This window comes from Spirillospora sp. NPDC052242, from assembly GCF_040679555.1.
Lineage (GTDB): Bacteria > Actinomycetota > Actinomycetes > Streptosporangiales > Streptosporangiaceae > Spirillospora.
The window spans coordinates 1-20,192 of sequence record NZ_JBFAUZ010000089.1 but is presented as its reverse complement, the minus strand read 5'-3'; the positions used below and the strand labels follow the sequence as shown (position 1 = coordinate 20,192).

Below are 20,192 nucleotides of genomic sequence, written 5' to 3'. Positions count from 1 at the left end.
CCACCCCACACCACCATCGCCGCACACAACGGCCCCACCACCACCATCGTCGCCGGCCCCGCCGACGCAATTGAGCAATTGCTCGTCACCTGCCAGGACAACAACGTCCACGCCCGCCGCATCCGGGTCGACTATCCCTCCCACTCCCCTGCGGTCGAACCCCTCCACCAGCACCTCCTCACCGCCCTGAAAGACATCACCCCCCAAGCCACCCACACACCGCTGTACTCCACCCTCACCACCGAACCCATCAACGGCGAAAACCTCACCCCCGAATACTGGTTCCAAAACCTCCGCCAACCCGTCCGCTTCCAAGAAACCATCAACCAACTCCACCACCACAAACACACCCACTACATCGAAATCAGCCCCCACCCCGTCCTCACCACCGCCATCCAGGAAACCACCGAAACCCACCCCCACAACCCACCCGCCACCACCATCGACACACTCCACCGAAACAACGGCGGAAACCATAAATTCACCACCTCCATCGCACAACTCCACACCACATCGAACACACCCTGGAAAACACCACCCCCCACACAGCACACCCCACTCCCCACCTACCCATTCCAACGACAGCGCTACTGGATCACCACACCACCCCACACCCACAACACCCACCCCCAAAACCACCACCCGTTCCTCGACACCACCCTCCACCTCGCCGAAGAGAAAGGCACCGTGTTCACCGGGCGCCTTTCACTCGAAACGCATCCCTGGCTCGCCGACCACGCCGTCACCGGGACGGTCGTCCTGCCGGGGACCGCGCTGATCGACATCGCCCTCCACGCGGGTGAACGGTCGGGCGCGGGCGCGCTCGAGGAGCTCACGCTGGAGAGCCCGTTGCCGTTGCCGCCGGCGGGGGCCGTTCAGGTCCAGCTCACGATCGGCGCCGCCGACGAGGCCGGACGCAGCCCGGTCACCGTGCACTCCCGTCCGGACGGCGAATCCGAAGACGGCTGGATCCGGCACGCCGCGGGGTTCTTCGCCGCGGAAGCGGGCTCGGCGCCACCTGCCGCCGCCGCCTGGCCGCCGGAGAGCGGAGAACCCGTCGACCTCACCGGACTGTACGAGGATCTCGCCGATCAGGGTTACGACTACGGCCCCGCCTTCCAGGGGGTGCAGGCGGCCTGGCGCGCGGGCGACGAACTGTTCGCCGAGGTCCGCCTCGCTCCGGAGCAGGACGCCGGCGCGGACTCGTTCGGCGTCCACCCGGCGCTGCTGGACGCCGCCCTTCATCTCGCGGTCCGGTCGCAGGACGGAGGTCGGGGGGCGTCCGCGGAGCCTCGCCTGCCGTTCTCCTGGTCGGGGGTCGCCCGCCACGCGACTGCGGGTGCGGAGCTGCGCGTGCGCCTTCGCCCGTCCGGTCCGGACGCGGTGACGCTCACGGCCGCCGATGCCGCGGGACGTCCCGTGATCTCCGTCGACCGGCTCACGCTGCGTCCGGTCGCCCGCGGCGGCCTGGCCCGTGCGGGGCGCCGGGACTCCCTCTTCGCGGTGGAGTGGTCCGCGCCGCCCCTCCCGTCGGCCCCGGCCCCGGTGCGGACGGCGATCCTGGACGGCGGAGCGCCCGGCGTCCTGGCCGGCCTGCCCGGCGCACGCCACGCCGACCTCGAGGCGCTGACGGGGTCGCTCTCCGCGGCGGCGCGGCCCGCACCGGAGCTGGTGGTGCTCCCGGCGCCCGAACCTCGGGACGGTGACCTGGCGGAGAAGGCGCACGAGGTCGTGCGGAACGTGCTCGGCACGATCCAGGGCTGGCTGGCCGAGGACGCGCTCTCCGCGTCCCGGATGGTGGTCGTCACCCGCCGCGCGATAGCGGCGCGCCCTGGCGAGGACGTGCCGGGCCTGGCGCAGGCGCCGCTGTGGGGACTGGTCCGCACCGCCCAGTCCGAGCATCCCGGACGGCTCGTGCTGCTCGACGTCGACGACGCGGCGGTCTCGCTGAAGGCGGTCGGCCGGGCGCTGGCCACCGGAGAGCCGCAGCTCGCCCTGCGCGACGGCAGGATGCACGTGCCCCGGCTCGCCCGCGCAACGGCATCCCCGGACGGCTCCCTCCCCCGGCTCGACCCGGACGGCACGGTACTGATCACCGGTGGCGGCGGGACGCTCGGCGGCCTCCTCGCCCGGCACCTGGTGGCCGCGCACGGCGTGCGCCGCCTGCTGCTGCTCGGGCGCCGCGGCGGCGCCGACGAACGCGCCGCGCGGCTGGCGGCGGAGCTCACCGCCGACGGCGCGGAAGTGACGGTGGCGGCGTGCGACGCCGCCGACCGGGAGGCGCTGGCGGGAGTCCTCGCCGGCATCGCGCCCGAGCATCCGCTCACCGCGGTGGTGCACGCGGCCGGTGTGCTGGACGACGGCGTCGTCACCTCGCTCACCGGCGAGCGTGTGGACGCGGTGCTCCGCCCGAAGATCGACGCGGCGTGGCACCTGCACGAGCTGACGGCGGACCTCGACCTGGCGGCCTTCGTCCTGTTCTCGTCCGTCACCGCTACGCTCGGCAGTCCCGGCCAGGGCAACTACACCGCCGCGAACGCGTTCCTCGACGCCCTCGCCCAGCACCGGCACGCGCAGGGGCTCCCCGCCGCCTCGCTCGCCTGGGGCCTGTGGGCGGAGGCCAGCGGGATGACCGGGCACCTCGACCGCCGCGACCTGGAAAGGGCGAGCCGCGGCGGCGTCGTCCCGCTGCCCACCGACCAGGGGCTGTCGCTCTTCGACGGCGCGCTGCGCACCGGCCGTCCGGCCGTCGTCCCCGCGAGGCTCGACCTGGCGTCCGTGCGCGCCGGGGGCGGGACGGTGCCCGCGGTCCTGCTCGGCATGGTGCGCGGCGGACGACGCGCCGCCGCGGCGGCGGAGGCCCCGTCGTCCTGGGCGGAATCGCTGGCCGCGCTGCCGGAGGCCGAACGCGACCGGGAGGTGGCCGAACTCGTCCGCGCCCAGGTGGCGGCCGTGCTCGGGCACGAAGCACCGGGGTCCGTCCAGGCCGAGCGGGCGTTCAAGGAGATGGGGTTCGACTCCCTCACCGCGGTGGAGCTGCGGAACCGGCTGGGCGCCGCGACCGGGCTGCGGCTGCCGGCCACGCTCGTCTTCGACCACCCCACGCCGGAGGCCGTCGCCGCGTATCTCCGGCACCGCATGCCGGGCGGCCCCGACGACGTCCGGGCGGAGGCCGCCGCGCCCGCCCGCCCGGCGGACGAGCCGATCGCGATCGTGGGCATGGCCTGCCGCTATCCGGGCGGCGTGGCCTCGCCCGAGGACCTGTGGGAACTGGTCCGCTCGGGCACCGACGCGATCGGCGCGTTCCCCGAGGACCGCGGCTGGGACCTCGGCGCGCTGTTCGATCCCGACCCCGACCACCCGGGCACCTCGTACACGCGGTCCGGCGGGTTCCTGCGCGATGTGGACCGGTTCGACGCCGCCTTCTTCGGGATCAGCCCGCGCGAGGCCGAGGCGATGGATCCGCAGCAGCGGCTGCTCTTGGAGACCTCCTGGGAGGCTCTGGAGCGGGCGGGCATCGACCCGACGCGCCTGCGCGGCAGTCAGACCGGGGTGTTCACCGGCATCATGTACAACGACTACGGCTCGCGCGTGCGGCGGGCGCCGGAGAGCCTGGAGGGCTATCTCGGCAACGGCAGCCGCGGCAGCGTCGCCTCCGGCCGCGTGTCGTACCTGTTCGGATTCCAGGGACCCGCGGTCACCGTCGACACCGCCTGCTCGTCGTCCCTCGTCGCGATGCATCTCGCCGCGCAGGCGCTGCGGAGCGGTGAATGCTCCCTGGCGCTGGCGGGCGGCGCGGCGGTGATGGCGACCCCCGCGACGTTCGTGGAGTTCAGCCGCCAGCGCGGGCTGTCGCGGGACGGCCGGTGCCGGTCGTTCTCCGCCGCCGCGGACGGCACCGGCTGGTCGGAGGGCGTCGGCCTGGTCCTGTTGGAACGGCTGTCGGACGCACGCCGGGAGGGGCATCCGGTACTGGCGGTGCTGCGCGGTTCCGCGGTCAACCAGGACGGGGCCAGCAACGGCCTGACCGCGCCGAGCGGTCCGGCGCAGCAGCGCGTGATCCGGCGGGCGCTCGCCCAGGGGGGACTGGCCCCCGCCGACGTCGACGCGGTCGAGGCGCACGGCACGGGGACCACGCTCGGCGATCCCATCGAGGCTCAGGCGATCATCGCCGCCTACGGTCGGGACCGGGAGAAGCCCCTCTGGCTCGGCTCGATCAAGTCGAACATCGGGCACACCCAGGCGGCCGCCGGGATCGCCGGGGTCATCAAGATGGTCATGGCGATGCGGCACGGTGTGCTGCCCCGGACCCTGCACGCCGACGAGCCCACCCCGCACGTCGACTGGGACGCCGGAGCGGTGCGCCTGCTCACGGAGGAGACGCCGTGGACGGCGGAGAACCGGCCGCGCCGCGGCGGGGTCTCGGCGTTCGGCGTGAGCGGCACCAACGCGCACGTCGTGCTCGAGCAGGCGCCCGCCCCGGACGACGAGGCCGAGGCGCGGCGGGCTCCCGGGGAGGACGCCGCCGACGCTCCGGCGCAGGGGACGGGGCCGGTCCCGTGGGTCGTCTCCGGCCGCACCGCCGACGCGCTGCGCGCGAACGCGCGGCTGCTCCGCGACACCGTCGCCGCCGCTCCCGACCGCACCGCGGCCGACGTGGGGCGTTCCCTCGCCACCGGCCGGACCGCGTTCGAGCATCGCGCCGTGGTCCTCGGCGAGACCCGGGACGAGCTGCTGGACGGCCTGGGCGCGGTCGCGGAGGGCCTGCCGGGCCCGGTCGCCGGCGTGTCCGGCGAGGTCGGCGAGCCGGTGTTCGTGTTCCCCGGCCAGGGGTCGCAATGGGCGGGCATGGCGCTGGACCTCGCCGCGCGGTCCCCGGCCTTCGCCCGCTCGATGCGGGAGTGCGCGGACGCGCTCGCCGCCCACGTTCCCTGGTCACTGGACGACGTGCTGGGCGACGAGGAGGCGCTGGCCGCCGTGGACGTCGTCCAGCCGGCGCTGTTCGCGGTCATGGTGTCGCTCGCCCGGCTGTGGCGCTCCCACGGTGTCGAACCCGCGGCCGTGGTCGGTCACTCGCAGGGGGAGATCGCCGCCGCCCACGTGGCGGGCGCCCTGTCGCTGGAGGACGCCGCGCTCGTGGTGGCGCTGCGCAGCCGCGCGATCGCGCGGCTCTCCGGGACCGGCGGCATGGCGTCGCTCGCGCTCCCGGAGGAGCAGGCGGTCGCGCGGCTGGCCCGGTGGGGCGACCGGCTGGCCGTCGCGGCCGTGAACGGGGCCCGGTCGGTGGTGGTCGCCGGAGACCCGGCGGCGCTGGCCGAGCTCGGGGCCGAGGCCGCGGCGGCGGACGTCCGGTTCCGCGTGGTCCCGGTCGACTACGCCTCGCACTCGCCGCACGTCGAGGCCGTCCGGGACGAGCTGCTGGAGACGCTCGCCGCCGTCCGCCCGCGGTCGGCGGAGATCCCGTTCCACTCGACGGTGACCGGCGCCCCGCTGGACGGCGCCTCCCTGGACGCCCGCTACTGGTACCGCAACCTGCGGGAGACGGTGCGGTTCGCCGACGTCACCCGGGGGCTCCTCCGTTCGGGCCACGGCGCCTTCATCGAGGTCAGCCCGCACCCGGTGCTCACCGTGGGGATCCAGGAAAGCATCGACGAGGGGCCGCTCTCCGCGGCGTTCGCGGTGGGGTCGCTGCGCCGCGACGACGGCGGACCCGGCCGCTTTCTGACCTCCCTGGCCGAGGCGTACACGGCGGGCCTTCCCGTGGACTGGCGGCGCGCGGTGCCGGAAGGCCGGCGCGTCGACCTGCCGACCTACCGGTTCCAGCGGCGGCGGTACTGGCTCGACGCGTCCGCGGAGGCGGACGTCTCGACCGCCGGGCTGGAGGACGCCGGGCATCCGCTGCTGGGCGCCGTGGTCGCTCAGGCCGACCACGACGGGCGGCTCTACACCGGCCGCGTGTCCGTGCACGCCCATCCTTGGCTGGCCGACCACGCCGTGCACGGCACGGTGCTGCTGCCGGGCACGGCCTTCCTGGAGGCCGCGCTGCACGCCGGGCGGGCGGCCGGCTCCGAACGCGTGGAGGAGCTCACGCTCGAGGCGCCGCTGGTGCTCGACGAGCGCGACGGCCACCAGGTGCAGCTCGCCGTCGGAGCCCCGGGCGAGGACGGACGGCGGACGGTGACGCTCCACTCGCGGCGGGTCGGCGCCGGACCCGACGCGCCGTGGACCCGCCACGCCGCCGGGACGTTGGCGCCCGCCGCGCCGCCCGCCGCCGCCCCCGTGCCGGGGGCCTGGCCGCCGCCCGGCGCCGAACCGGTCGACCTGGCGGAACCGTACGGACGGCTGGCCGCGCTGGGGTACGGGTACGGCCCCGCGTTCCAGGGCCTGCGCGCCGCCTGGCGCGCCGGCGACGAGATCTTCGCCGAGGTCGCGCCGCCCGCCGAGCCGCAGGGGTTCGGCCTGCACCCCGCGCTGCTCGACGCCGCGCTGCACCCCATCGTCCTCGGGCTGCTCGGTGAGCGGCCGGACGGCCTGCTGCCGTTCTCGTGGTCCGGGGTGTCGCTGCACGCGGCGGGCGCCACCGAACTCCGGGTGCGGCTCACCCCCCGGGGGCCCGACACGGTGGCCGTCGCGGTGGCCGACCCCGCCGGGCGGCCGGTCGCGTCGATCGACGCCCTGGTGCTGCGGCCGATCGAGCCCGCGACGCTCGCCGCCGCCGCGCACGAGGGCTCCCTCTACAGGGTCGAGTGGCCGCAGGCTCCCGCGGCGGCGATCCCGGACGGGCCGACGGCGGTGGTCGCGCGGCTGGAGTCCGGGGTCCCGCCGCGCGACACCGTCGACCGGGCGCTGGAGCTCGTCCGTGGGCGGCTCGCCGACGAGGGCGACACCGGCTCCCGCCTGGTGATCGTGACGCGCGGCGCGGTCGAGGCCGTCCCCGGCGAGGGTGTCGGCGATCTCGGCCATGCGGCGGTCTGGGGTCTGGTGCGGGCCGCCCAGACCGAGCACCCGGGCCGCTTCGCGCTGGTCGACCTGGACGAGCACGCCCCGCCGCCGGGGGCGCTGGCCGGGACGGAGCCGCAGGTCGCCGTCCGCGACGGCGTCGCCCGCGTCCCGCGCCTCGCCCGCGTCCCCGACGCGGGCGGGGGCGGGATCGGGACGCTCCCGCCCGACGGGACGGTGCTGATCACCGGCGGCACCGGAACGCTGGGCGGTCTCCTCGCCCGCCACCTGGTGGTCCGGCACGGCGTGCGCCGCCTGCTGCTGGCCGGGCGGAGCGGCCCCGACGCGCCGGGCGCCGCCGCTCTGGCCGCCGAGCTCCGCGAGCTGGGCGCCGAGGTCACCGTGGCCGCGTGCGACGTGGCCGACCGGGACGCGCTGGCCGGTCTCCTGGCGGACGTTCCGGCGGACCATCCGCTGACCGCGGTGGTGCACGCCGCCGGCGTCCTGGACGACGCGCCGGTCGAAGCGCAGACGCCCGAGCGGGTCGCGTCGGTGATGCGCCCGAAGACCGGCGGCGCCTGGTACCTTCACGAGCTCACCGCCGACCTGGACCTGGCGGCGTTCGTGCTGTTCTCCTCCGTCGCCGGCACGATCGGCACCGCCGGGCAGGCCGGGTACGCGGCGGCCAACGCCCTCCTCGACGGGCTCGCCGCGCACCGGCGCTCGCTGGGGCTGCCGGCCGTCTCGCTCGCCTGGGGCCTGTGGGAGGAGGCCAGCGGCATGACCGGCGGGCTCGGCGAGGCCGGGCTCGCACGGCTGGCCCGGACGGGCATCGCGCCGATGGCGGCGGAACGCGGGCTGGCCCTGTTCGACGCGGCGCTCACCCACGACGACGCCCACCTGGTCCCGTTCCGGCTGGACGCGGCTACCCCGCGCGGGCAGGAGGACCTGCCCGCCGTGCTGCGCGGGCTGATCCGTCCGCCGCTCAAGCGGGCGGCGGGGGGAGCCGCGGACGGCGTCCCGCCCGCGGAGCGGCTGGCGGGGCTCCCCGAGAAGGAACGGGACGAGGCGCTGCTGGACCTCGTCCGCGCCCAGGTCGCCGGCGTCCTCGGGCACGCCGACCCCGCCGCGGTCGCCGCGCGGCGGCCCTTCAAGGAGATCGGATTCGACTCCCTCACCGCGGTGGAGCTCCGCAACCGGCTGAGCACCGCCACGGGGCTGCGGCTGCCCGCCACGATGGTCTTCGACCACCCCACGCCGGAGCGGCTGGCCGGGGCGCTCCGCGGCAGGCTGTTCCGCGACGCGGACACCGCCGCGTCCGCCGCCGCGGCGTCCCGCGCCACCGTGCGGGACACCGGTGCCGAGCCGATCGCGATCATCGGGATGAGCTGCCGCTTCCCCGGCGGCATCGCCTCCCCGGAGGACCTGTGGCGGGTGCTGGCGGACGGCGCCGACGTGACCGGGGAGTTCCCCGCCGACCGCGGCTGGGACGTGGACGGCCTGTTCGACCCCGATCCGAGCACGCCCGGCAGGACCTACACCCGGCGCGGCGGATTCCTCGACGGCGCCGCCGAGTTCGACGCCGCCTTCTTCGGCATGAGCCCGCGCGAGGCCCTCGCCGCCGACCCGCAGCAGCGGCTGCTGCTGGAGGCCGCGTGGGAGGCCGTGGAACGGGCGGGCATCGACCCGGGCGATCTGCGCGGCAGCGCGACCGGCGTGTTCGCCGGACTGATGAACAACGGCTACGGCGCCCGGGCCGCGGACGCGCCCGACGATCTGGAGGGCTACCTGGCCACCGGCAACACCGGCAGCGTCGCCTCCGGCCGGATCGCCTACACCTTCGCCTTCGAGGGCCCGGCCGTCACGGTCGACACCGCCTGCTCCTCGTCCCTGGTCGCGCTGCACCTGGCCGGGCAGTCGCTGCGCAACGGCGAATGCGACCTCGCCCTGGCGGGCGGCGTCACCGTCATGGCCACCCCGGACTTCTTCGTGGAGTTCAGCCGGCAGCGCGCGCTGTCTCCGGACGGCCGGTGCAAGCCGTTCGCCGCGTGCGCCGACGGAGCGGGCTGGTCGGAGGGCGTGGGCATGCTGCTGGTCGAGCGCCTGTCGGACGCCCGGCGCAACGGCCACAAGGTCCTCGCCGTCGTCCGCGGCTCGGCCGTCAACCAGGACGGCGCCAGCAACGGGCTCACCGCCCCCAACGGGCCGTCGCAGCAGCGCGTGATCCGGCAGGCCATGGCCGCGGCGGGGCTGGCGCCGAACGACGTGGACGCCGCCGAGGCCCACGGCACCGGGACGACGCTCGGCGACCCCATCGAGGCGCAGGCGCTCCTGGACGCCTACGGGCGGGACCGCGACCGGCCGCTGTGGCTCGGCTCCGTCAAGTCCAACATCGGGCACGCCCAGGCCGCGGCCGGAGTCGCGGGAGTGATCAAGATGGTCCTGGCCCTCGAACACGAACAGCTCCCCCGGACGCTCCACATCGACGAGCCGACCCCGCACGTCGACTGGAGCTCCGGCGCGATCTCCCTGCTGACCGAACCCGTCCCGTGGCCCGCCGGCCCGACCCCCCGCCGCGCGGGCGTCTCGTCGTTCGGGATCAGCGGCACCAACGCGCACGTCATCATCGAGCAGCCGCCCGTGCCCGACCCCGGACCCGATCGCGGGCCGGAACCGGCCCCGCCGGTCCCCGTTCCGACGCCGTTCCCCGTCTCGGGAAGGGACGAGCCGGCGCTGCGGGCGCAGGCGCGCCGCCTGCTGGGCCACCTCACCCGGCGCCCGGACACCGAACCGGCGGACATCGGCTTCTCCCTGGCCACCGCCCGGCCCTCCCTCGACGAGCGGGCGGTGGTCGTGGCCGCGGACCGCGACGAACTGCGCGACGGGCTGGGCGCGCTCGCGGCGGGGAAATCCTCCCCGCGGGTCGTGCGCGCGGGCACGTCCGGCGGGCTCGCGTTCATGTTCACCGGGCAGGGCAGTCAGCGTCCCGGCATGGGCCGGGACCTGTACGACGCCTTCCCCGCGTTCGCGGACGCCTTCGACGAGGCCGTCGCCCACCTGGATCCGCATCTCGACCGGTCCCTGCGCGAGGTCGTCTTCGGCGACGCCGCCGCCCTGCTCGACGAGACCGTCTACACCCAGACCTCCCTGTTCGCCTTCGAGGTCGCGCTGTTCCGGTTGCTGGAGCACCACGGCGTCGCACCGGACTTCCTCATCGGCCACTCCATCGGCGAACTCGCCGCCGCGCACGCGGCGGGCGTCCTGCCGCTGCCGGCGGCGGCGGCCCTCGTCGCCGCGCGCGGTCGGCTGATGCAGGCGCTCCCCCGGGGCGGCGCGATGGTCTCCCTGCACGGCCCCGAGGAAGCGGTACTGCCGCTCCTCACGGACGACCGGGTCGGCGTCGCGGCCGTCAACGGCCCCGCCTCGACCGTGATCTCGGGCGACGAGGACGCCGTCTCGGCCGTCGCGGACGCCTGGCGCGCCCGCGGCGGGAAGGCCCGACGCCTCCGGGTGAGCCACGCGTTCCACTCCGCCCGCATGGAGGGAATGCTCGACGCCTTCCGCGAGGTCGCGGAGGAACTCTCCTACGCGCCCCCCGCGATCCCCATCGTGTCCAACCTGACGGGGGAGGTCGCCGCGGCGGAAGACCTCTGCTCCGCCGAGCACTGGGTGCGCCAGGTCCGGGAGGCGGTCCGGTTCCACGACGGCATCCGGACTCTCCAAGAACGGGGCGTCACCACGTTCGTCGAGGTCGGACCGGACTCGGTACTGGCCTCGATGGCGCCCGACTGCCTCGCCGGGGACCGGCCCGCCGCGTTCGCCCCCGCACTGCGCCGCGACCGGCCCGAGACCGCGACGTACGCGCTCGCGCTCGCGCGGGCCGTCGCCGGCGGCGCCGTCCCCGACTGGCACGCCCTGTATCCGGGGGCCCGGCGCACCGACCTGCCGACCTACGCGTTCCAGCACGGCCGCTACTGGATGAGGCCGGTCGGCCGGGCCGGGGGCGCCCCGGCGGGCGGGGCGGACTCCACCGGGCATCCTTTGCTCGGCACCGCGATCGAGCTCGCCGACGGCGCCGGGCTGGTGCTCACCGGCACCGTGTCGGCGGCCGGGCCCGGCTGGCCCGCCGACCACGCGGTCCGCGACACCGTCCTGTTCCCCGGCACCGGCTTCCTGGAACTGGCCGCCGAGGCGGGCCGCCACGCGGGGCTGGAGCGGCTGGACGAACTCACGCTGGAGGCCCCGCTCGTGCTGCCCGCGGACGGGTCCGTCCAGTTGCAGGTCGTGGTCTCCGAACCGGGCGAGGACGCCAGGCGGGCACTCGTCGTGCACTCCCGCCCCGGTGCGGAGTCCCCCTGGCGGAGGCACGCGGCCGGCGTCCTGTCCGGCGGCCCGGTCACCGCCCCCGACCCGGTCGGGGCCTGGCCGCCGCCCGGAGCCGAGCCGCTGAGCGTGGACGACCTGTACACCCGGCTGGCCGGCCACGGCCTGGGCTACGGTCCGGCGTTCCGCGGCCTGGAGGCCGCGTGGCGGTCCGGGAGCACCCTCTACGCGCAGGTGCGCCCGCCGGACGAACTGGACCTCGGCGGATACGCGCTCCATCCGGCCCTGCTGGACGCCGCCCTGCACCCCGCCGCGCCCGAACGCGGGGACGCGAGCGAGGGCGTCCGGCTTCCGTTCGCGTGGAACGGCGTGATCGTCCACTCCACCGGCGCGGACGAGCTCCGCGTACGGCTGGAGGAGGCCGGCGACGGCGGCCTGCGGATCACCGCCGCGACCCCGGACGGGCGCCCGGTGCTGTCGGTCGAGTCGCTGACGACCCGGCCGCTCGACGCGGACCGCCTCACCGGCGCCGCCCCGAGGTCGGGGCACGACTCCCTGTTCGCCCTGGAGTGGCGTCCCGTCCCGGTGGCGGAGCCGCCCGCGTCCACGCGCTCGTGGGCCGCGGTCGGCGAAGACGATCTCGGCCTTCCCGTCCGGACGTACCCGGACCTGGGCGCGCTGCGCGACGCCGTCGCGGCGGGCGCGGAGCCGCCGGACACGGTGCTGCTGCCGGTCGCCGGAGGCACCGGCGACGTCGTCGCCGACGTCCACGCCGCGGCGGGCGCCGCCCTGGCGCTCGTCCGCGACTGGCTCGCCGACCCGGGCCTCGCCGAATCCCGCGCCGTGGTCGTCACCCGCGGCGGCGTCTCCGTGGGCGGCGAGGCACCGGACGTGCGGGTCGCGCCGGTCTGGGGGATCGCGCGCACCACCCAGACCGAGAACCCGGACCGCGTCGTCCTGCTCGACATCGACGGGTCCGCGCCCTCGCGGGAGGCCGTCGCCGCCGCGCTCGCGACCGGGGAGCCGCAGCTCGCGCTGCGCGGCGGGAGGGCGCACGTCCCCCGGCTCGTGCGCGCCGTCCCCGGCGGGGAGGCTGCGGAGGCCGCCGCGGGCTTCGCCGCGGAGGGGACCGTGCTCATCACCGGCGGCGCCGGCGCGCTGGGCGGCGTGCTCGCCCGCCACCTCGTGGAACGGCACGGCGTGCGCCGCCTCTTGCTCACCGGCCGGCGCGGCCCCGCCGCGCCCGGGGCCGCCGAGCTGGCGGCCGAGCTGACCCGCCTCGGAGCGCGGGTCGACGTGGCCGCCTGCGACGCCGCCGACCGCGACGCGCTCGGCGCGCTGCTGGCGGGCATCCCCCCGGAGCACCCGCTCACGGCGGTCGTGCACACCGCGGGCGTCGTCGACGACGGCGTCATCGGGGCGCTGACGCAAGACCGCCTGGGCGGCGTGCTGCGGCCCAAGGTGGACGCGGCGTGGAACCTGCACGAGCTGACCCGCGACCTGGACCTTTCGGCGTTCGTCCTCTACTCGTCGCTCGCGGGCACGCTCGGCAACGCCGGGCAGGGCAACTACGCGGCGGCCAACGTGTTCCTGGACGCCCTCGCCCAGCACCGTGCGGCCGCGGGCCTGCCCGCCGTCTCGCTCGCGTGGGGACTGTGGGCCCAGGACGGCGGCATGGCGGGAGCCCTCCGCGAGGACGACCGCGCCCGGATGGCCCGGACGGGCATCAGCCCGCTCACCACCGGGGAGGGCCTCGCGCTGTTCGACGCCGCGATCGCCCTCGGCCGTCCCGCGGCGGTCCCGGCGGGGCTCGACCTGCCGGCCCTGCGCGACCAGGCGGCGAGGGGCGCCCTGGCCGCACCGATGCGCGGCCTGGTCCGCGTCCCCGTCCGGCGCGCGGCGGACCGGGACGGGACACGGGACCTGGCGGACCGGCTGGCCGGGCTACCGCCCGAGGAGCAGGACCGGGTCCTGCTCGACCTGGTGCGCGCCGAGGCCGCGGGCGCCCTCGGTCATCCCGCCGCGGACGCGGTCGCCGCGGACCGCGGATTCATGGACCAGGGATTCGACTCCCTCACGGCGGTGGAGCTGCGTAACCGGCTCGGAGCGGTGGTGGGGCGGCGGCTGCCCGCCACGCTGATGTTCGACCATCCCACTCCCCGCTCGCTCGCCGCGCACCTGCGGTCCGCGATCGCCCCGGGTGTCCCCGGCGGCCCCGGCGGATCGTCCGTCCAGGCCGTGCTCGACCTGCTCGAAGCCGAGCCGGACGTCCCCGGCTCCGCGGACGACCGCGCCCGGCTGGCGCTGCGGCTGCGCGGCCTCCTCGCCCGGCTCGACGCCGCCGGCGGGCGGGACCGGCACGACGACGTTCACCCCGCCGCCCGGATCGAGGCGGCCTCCGACGACGAGATCTTCGAACTCATCGACGACGAGCTGGGCAGGGCCTGAGCCCGCGGACCACTGCGAAGGGAACCACTGCGCATGGCGAACGAGGAGAAGCTCCGCGACTATCTCAAGCGGGTCACGGCCGAGCTCCAGGTGACCCACCGGCGGCTGCACGATGCCGAGGCCGCCCGGCGGGAACCCATCGCGATCATCGGGAACGGGTGCCGTTTCCCGGGCGGCGTGACCTCCCCCGGAGAGTTCTGGGAGCTGGTCGACGGCGGTGTGGACGCGGTGACGGGCTTCCCGGCCGATCGAGGCTGGGACGTGGACGCCCTGTACGACCCGGATCCGGACGCGCCGGGGAAGTCGTACGTGCGCGAGGGCGGGTTCCTGCACGACGCCGCCGACTTCGACGCCGGCTTCTTCGGCATCAGCCCGCGGGAGGCGCTGGCCGTCGACCCTCAGCAGCGGCTGCTGCTGGAGACGGCGTGGGAGGCGCTGGAGCGGGCCGGCATCGACCCGCACGGCGTGCGCGGCAGCCGCACCGGCGTCTTCACCGGCGTGATGTACAACGACTACGCCTCGCGGCTGCCGCGGGCCCCCGAGGAGTTCGAGGGCTACCTGACCAGCGGCAGCGCGGGCAGCATCGCCTCCGGCCGGGTCGCCTACACCTTCGGGTTCGAGGGTCCCGCCGTCACGGTGGACACCGCGTGCTCGTCGTCGCTGGTGGCCCTGCATCTGGCCGTGCGGGCGCTCCGCGACGGCGACTGCGACCTCGCGCTCGCAGGGGGCGTCACCGTCATGGCGTCCCCGGGCAGCTTCATCGAGTTCAGCCGGCAGCGCGGGCTGTCCCCGGACGGCCGGTGCCGCGCGTACGCGGCCGGCGCGGCCGGCACCGGATGGGGGGAGGGCGCCGGGCTCCTGCTGGTGGAGCGCCTGTCGGACGCACGCCGCAACGGCCACCCGGTGCTGGCGGTCGTCCGCGGTTCCGCCGTCAACCAGGACGGCGCCAGCAGCCGCCTCACCGCCCCCAACGGGCCGTCCCAGCAGCGCGTCATCCGGCAGGCGCTGAACGACGCCGGTCTGGCCCCGGACGACGTGGACGCCGTCGAGGGCCACGGCACCGGGACGAGCCTGGGCGACCCCATCGAGGCGCAGGCGCTCCTGGACACCTACGGCCGCGACCGCGACCGGCCCTTGTGGCTCGGCTCCGTCAAGTCCAACATCGGGCACGCCCAGGCCGCCGCCGGGGTCGCCGGGATCATCAAAATGGTCATGGCGGTCCGGCACGGCCGGCTGCCCGAGACCCTGCACGTGGACGAGCCGACCCCGCACGTCGACTGGGACGCCGCGCCCGTCCGGCTGCTCACCGAGCCGGTCCGCTGGCCGGACACCGGGCGGCCCCGCCGGGCCGCGGTCTCCTCGTTCGGCATCAGCGGCACCAACGCGCACGTCGTCCTGGAGCAGGCGCCCGCCGAGGAGGAAGCGGGCGACGAGGGGGCGGGCCCCGGCCCCGGGCTCGCCCCGGCGCCGTGGTTGATCTCCGCGAAGAGCGAGGAGGCGCTGCGCGCCCAGGCGGCGCGGCTGAGCGAACTGTGCGGACCGACCGGACCGGACCCCGCCGACGTCGCCCACTCGCTCGCCACAGGCCGCGCGGCGTTCGAGTACCGCGCGGCGTTCGTCCCGGAGTCTCCCGAGACGGTCTCGGACGCCCTGGCGGCCTTCGCCCGGGGCGAGCCGGCGGCGAACGCGGTGAGCGGCACCGTCCTGGCCGGACGGACCGCGTTCATGTTCTCCGGCCAGGGCAGCCAGCGCCCAGGCATGGGCCGTGAACTGTACGCGGCCTTCCCCGAATTCGCGTCCGCCCTCGACGAGGCCGCCGCGCACCTCGACCCGCACCTCGACCGGCCGATCACCGAGGTGATGTTCGAGCCGGATTCCACCGACCTCGACCGGACGGTCCACACGCAGGCGGCCCTCTTCGCCTTCCAGACGGCCCTGCACCGGCTGCTCGCCTCGTGGGGCGTGACCCCGGACCTGCTCATCGGGCATTCGATCGGCGAGCTGACCGCGGCCCACCTCGCCGGGGTGCTCACGCTTCCCGACGCCGCCCGGCTGGTCACCGCGCGCGGCCGCCTCATGCAGGCCGCCCGCTCCGACGGCGCCATGGTCGCCGTCCAGGCGACCGAACGGGAGGTCCTGCCCCGGCTTGACGAGCGCGTCGCCGTCGCCGCGGTGAACGCGCCGAACTCCGTCGTCGTGTCCGGCGACCGGGAGGCCGTCGCGGAGATCGCCGCGCGCTTCGCCGCCGACGGCCGCAAGACCAGGCCGCTCCGGGTGAGCCACGCCTTCCACTCCCCCCACATGGACGACGTGCTCGACCGGTTCGAGGAGATCGCCGCGAGCCTGGCCTACGCTCCGCCCGCCGTCCCGATCGTCTCGAACGTGACCGGCGAGCCCGCGACCGCGGACCGGCTCCGCTCGCCGCGCTACTGGGCCCGGCACATCCGCGAGACCGTGCGCTTCGCCGACGGCGTCCGCGCCCTCCACGCCGCCGGCGCCGTCCGCATCATCGAGATCGGACCCGACGCGGTCCTCACCCCGGGCGCCCGCGAGACCCTCCGCGAAGCCGGCCGCGAAGCCGCCGTGATCCCCGCCCGGCGCCGGGGCCGTCCCGAGGTACCGGCCCTGGTGGCCGCCGTCGCCGAGGCGCACGTCCACGGCGTCCCGGTCGCCTGGGAGTCGCTGCTGCCCGGACGCCGGACGGAGCTGCCCACGTACGCCTTCCAGCGGCGGCGCTACTGGATCGACGCGCCCGCGGGCGCGGGCGACGTGTCGGGCGCGGGACTGGGAACCAGCGACCACCCGCTGCTGGGCGCCGTCGTCGAGCTCGCCGACGGCGACGGGCTCCTGCTGACGGGACGGCTGTCCGCCCGGGCGCAGCCCTGGCTCGCCGAGCATTCCGTCGCCGGGACCACCGTGCTGCCCGGCACCGCGTTCGTCGAGCTCGCGCTGCACGCGGGCGAGCACACGGGCACGCACCGGCTGCGGGACCTCACCCTGGAAGCACCGCTCGTCCTGCCCGAAGGCGGCTCCGTCCAGGTCCAGATCGCCCTGGACGCCCCGGACGGTTCAGGCCGCCGCGGAATCACGGTTCACTCCCGGCACGATGAGGAGCCCTGGATCCGGCACGCCACCGGAACCCTGGAGGAATCCCGCCGGGAGCCCGCGGAAAAGCTCATCGGAGAGCCCGCGTGGCCGCCGCCGGACGACGCCGTTCCCATCGACGTCGACGGGCTCCACGACGGGCTCGGCGACCTCGGTCTCGGCTACGGGCCCGCCTTCTCGGGGCTGCGCGCGGCATGGCGCGCCGGGGACGAGGTGTTCGCCGAGGCGGAGCTGCCCGACGACGTCGGGGCCACCGGCTACGGGCTCCATCCGGCCTTGCTGGACGCCGCACTGCACGCCGTCGCGGAGGCCGCCGGCCCGCTTCGCGTCCCGTTCTCCTGGAGCGGCGTCGACCTGCACCTTCCCGGCGCCACCGCGGTGCGCGTCCGGTTCCGCGCGCGCGAGGACGGCGCCTTCACGCTGCGGCTCACCGACCGTGCGGGCGCTCCGGTCGCCACCGTGGAGTCCCTCGCGGTGCGGCCGGTCACCGCCGACCAGGTCGCACCGCGAGCGCCGTCCGCCGACCTCTTCCGGGTGGACTGGGTCGAGGCGGCGGGCGGGGACGGCGCGGACGCGCCGGATCCGGTCCTCATCGAGGTCCCCGCGGGCCGGCACACCGATCCGCGGTCCGCGACCGCGCACGTCCTCCGCGAGCTCAAGGAGGGACTCGCGGGCGAGGCGCGCCTCGCCGTCGTCACGCACGGCGCCGTCGGCTCCGCGGCCCCGGACCTCGGCGCCGCCGCGGTGTGGGGCCTGGTCCGCGCGGCGCAGACCGAGCATCCCGGCCGGATCGTCCTGCTGGACGTCGACGAGGCCGAGGCCGCGCCGGAGGCGGTCGCCGCCGCGCTGGCGACCGGGGAGCCGCAGGTCGCCCTCCGCGACGGCACCCCGCTGGTCCCCCGCCTCGTCCCCGCGCAGCCCGGCGAAGTCTCCCCCGGTCTCCGGCCGGACGGCACCGTCCTGATCACCGGGGGGACCGGCGGGCTCGGCGCGATCATCGCCCGCCATCTGGTGCGGCGGCACGGCGTCCGCGGCGTCCTGCTGGCCAGCAGGCGCGGTCCCGACGCCGAGGGCGCGGACGCGCTGGCGGACGACCTGACCGGGCTCGGCGCGACGGTGACGATCGCCGCCTGCGACACGGCCGACCGCGCGGCGCTCGCACGGCTGCTCGACTCCGTGCCGCCGGAGCGCCCGCTGACCGCCGTGGTGCACACCGCGGGCGTCACCGACGACGGCGTCCTCACCTCGCTCACCGAGGAACGGCTCGACCGGGTGTTCCGGCCGAAAGCCGACACCGCATGGCATCTGCACGAGCTGACCCGGCACCTCGACCTCGACGCGTTCGTGCTCTACTCGTCCCTCGCCGGGGTCCTCGGCGGCGCCGGGCAGGGCAACTACGCGGCGGCGAACGCCTACCTCGACGCGCTCGCGCTGCATCGCCGGGCCCAAGGGCTGCCCGCGACCTCCCTCGCCTGGGGCCTGTGGGAACCGGCGGGCGGGATCACCGGACGCCTGGGCGAAGCCGACGTCGAGCGCATTCGCCGCTCCGGAGTCCTGCCGCTGTCCGCGGCGGAGGGCGTCGCCCTGTTCGACGCCGCCCTCGCGTCGGGCGAGGCGTGCATCGTGCCGGTGCGATGGGACCGGCCCGTCCTCCGCGCCCAGGCCGAGGCGGAACGGCTGCCCGTGCTGCTCGGCGGTCTCGTCAAGGCGTCCCCCCGGCGCCGCGACGCGAACGGCGCGGCGGCGTCCGGATGGCTCGGCGGCCTCGCCGGGCTGTCCGCCACCGAACGGTACGCGGCCACGCTCGACCTGGTGCTGTCGGAGGCCGCGGCCGTCCTCGGGCACGGCTCCGCCGCGTCGCTGGACCCCGGCACGGCGTTCAGCGACCTCGGGTTCGACTCGCTCACCGCCATCGATCTGCGGAACCGGCTGGAGAAGGCGACCGGCCGTTCCCTGCCGGCCACGCTGGTCTTCGACCATCCCAGGCCGGAGCCGCTGGCCCGGTTCCTCCTCGACGGACTCGACCGAGCCGCCACCGCGGCCACCTCCCGCGGCGGCACGGACGAGCCCCTCGCGATCATCGGCATGGCGTGCCGCTATCCCGGCGGCGTCACCACGCCCGAGGAGCTGTGGGAACTCGTCGCCTCGGGCACCGACGCCATCGGCGGCTTCCCCGTCAACCGCGGCTGGGACATCGACGCCCTCTACGACCCCGACCCGGACAGCCCCGGCAAGAGCTACTCCCGCCGGGGCGGCTTCCTGTACGAAGCCGACCTGTTCGACCCCGCCTTCTTCGGCATCTCCCCGCGCGAGGCGGCCGCGATGGATCCGCAGCAGCGGCTGCTGCTGGAGACCTCGTGGGAGGCCATGGAGCGGGCCCGCATCGCCTCGGACGACATGCGCGGGAGCCGGACCGGGGTGTTCACCGGCGTCATGTACAACGACTACGGAGCGCGCCTCTACCTCGGTCGTTCCCCCGAAGCGTTCGAGGGGCATCTCGGCAACGGCAGCGCGGGAAGCGTCGCGTCGGGGCGGATCTCCTACACGTTCGGGCTCGAGGGACCTGCGGTGACGATCGACACCGCCTGCTCCTCGTCCCTGGTCGCCCTGCACCTGGCGGGTCAGGCACTCCGCAACGGCGAATGCGATCTCGCCCTGGCGGGCGGTGTCACCGTCATGGCCACGCCTTCGGTCTTCATCGAGTTCAGCCGACAGCGCGGACTCTCCCCGGACGGCCGCTGCAAGGCGTTCGGCGCGGGCGCGGACGGGACCGGTTGGGCCGAGGGCGCGGGCATGCTCCTGCTCGAACGCCTATCGGACGCCCGGCGCAACGGCCACCCCGTCCTCGCCGTCATCAAGGGCTCAGCGGTCAACCAGGACGGGGCCAGCAACGGGCTCACCGCCCCCAACGGGCCATCGCAGCAACGCGTCATCCACCAGGCTCTGGCCAACGCAGACCTGACACCGGCCGACATCGACGCCGTCGAAGCCCACGGCACCGGCACGAAGCTCGGCGACCCGATCGAAGCCCAAGCCCTCATCAACACCTACGGGCAAGACCGGGACCGGCCGCTCTGGCTCGGGTCCATCAAGAGCAACATCGGCCACACGCAGGCCGCCGCCGGCGTCGCCGGCGTCATCAAGCTCGTCCAGGCGATGCACCACCACGAACTTCCGAGAACCCTGCACGCCGACGAGCCCACCCCGCACGTCGACTGGGACGCCGGCGCCGTCTCCCTCCTCACCGAACCCACGCCCTGGCCGGCCGAGGATCGCCCCCGGCGCGCGGCCGTCTCCTCCTTCGGCGTCAGCGGCACCAACGCCCACGTCATCCTCGAAGAACCCCCCGCTCCCACGCCCGAAGACCACGACGCCGA

2 protein-coding genes and 1 pseudogene are annotated in these 20,192 nt (G+C 76.0%); all 3 read left to right on the top strand.

All coding sequences use genetic code 11. The features are described from left to right. Positions 1–15: 15 nt before the first annotated feature. Positions 16–456, top strand: a pseudogene (locus AB0L25_RS40200) (acyltransferase domain-containing protein); the annotation flags it as partial. Continuing rightward, positions 442–13,710 carry an SDR family NAD(P)-dependent oxidoreductase gene (locus AB0L25_RS40195; RefSeq protein ID WP_500178824.1) on the top strand — a complete coding sequence of 4,423 codons (13,269 nt, stop codon included), beginning with the start codon at positions 442–444 and terminating at the stop codon, positions 13,708–13,710. The pseudogene AB0L25_RS40200 and the gene AB0L25_RS40195, both read left to right, overlap by 15 nt. Before the next feature lie 33 nt (positions 13,711–13,743). Beyond that, positions 13,744–20,192, top strand: a 6,449-nt coding sequence (locus AB0L25_RS40190; protein ID WP_500178822.1) for an SDR family NAD(P)-dependent oxidoreductase, incomplete at its 3' end; no start/stop codon positions are given.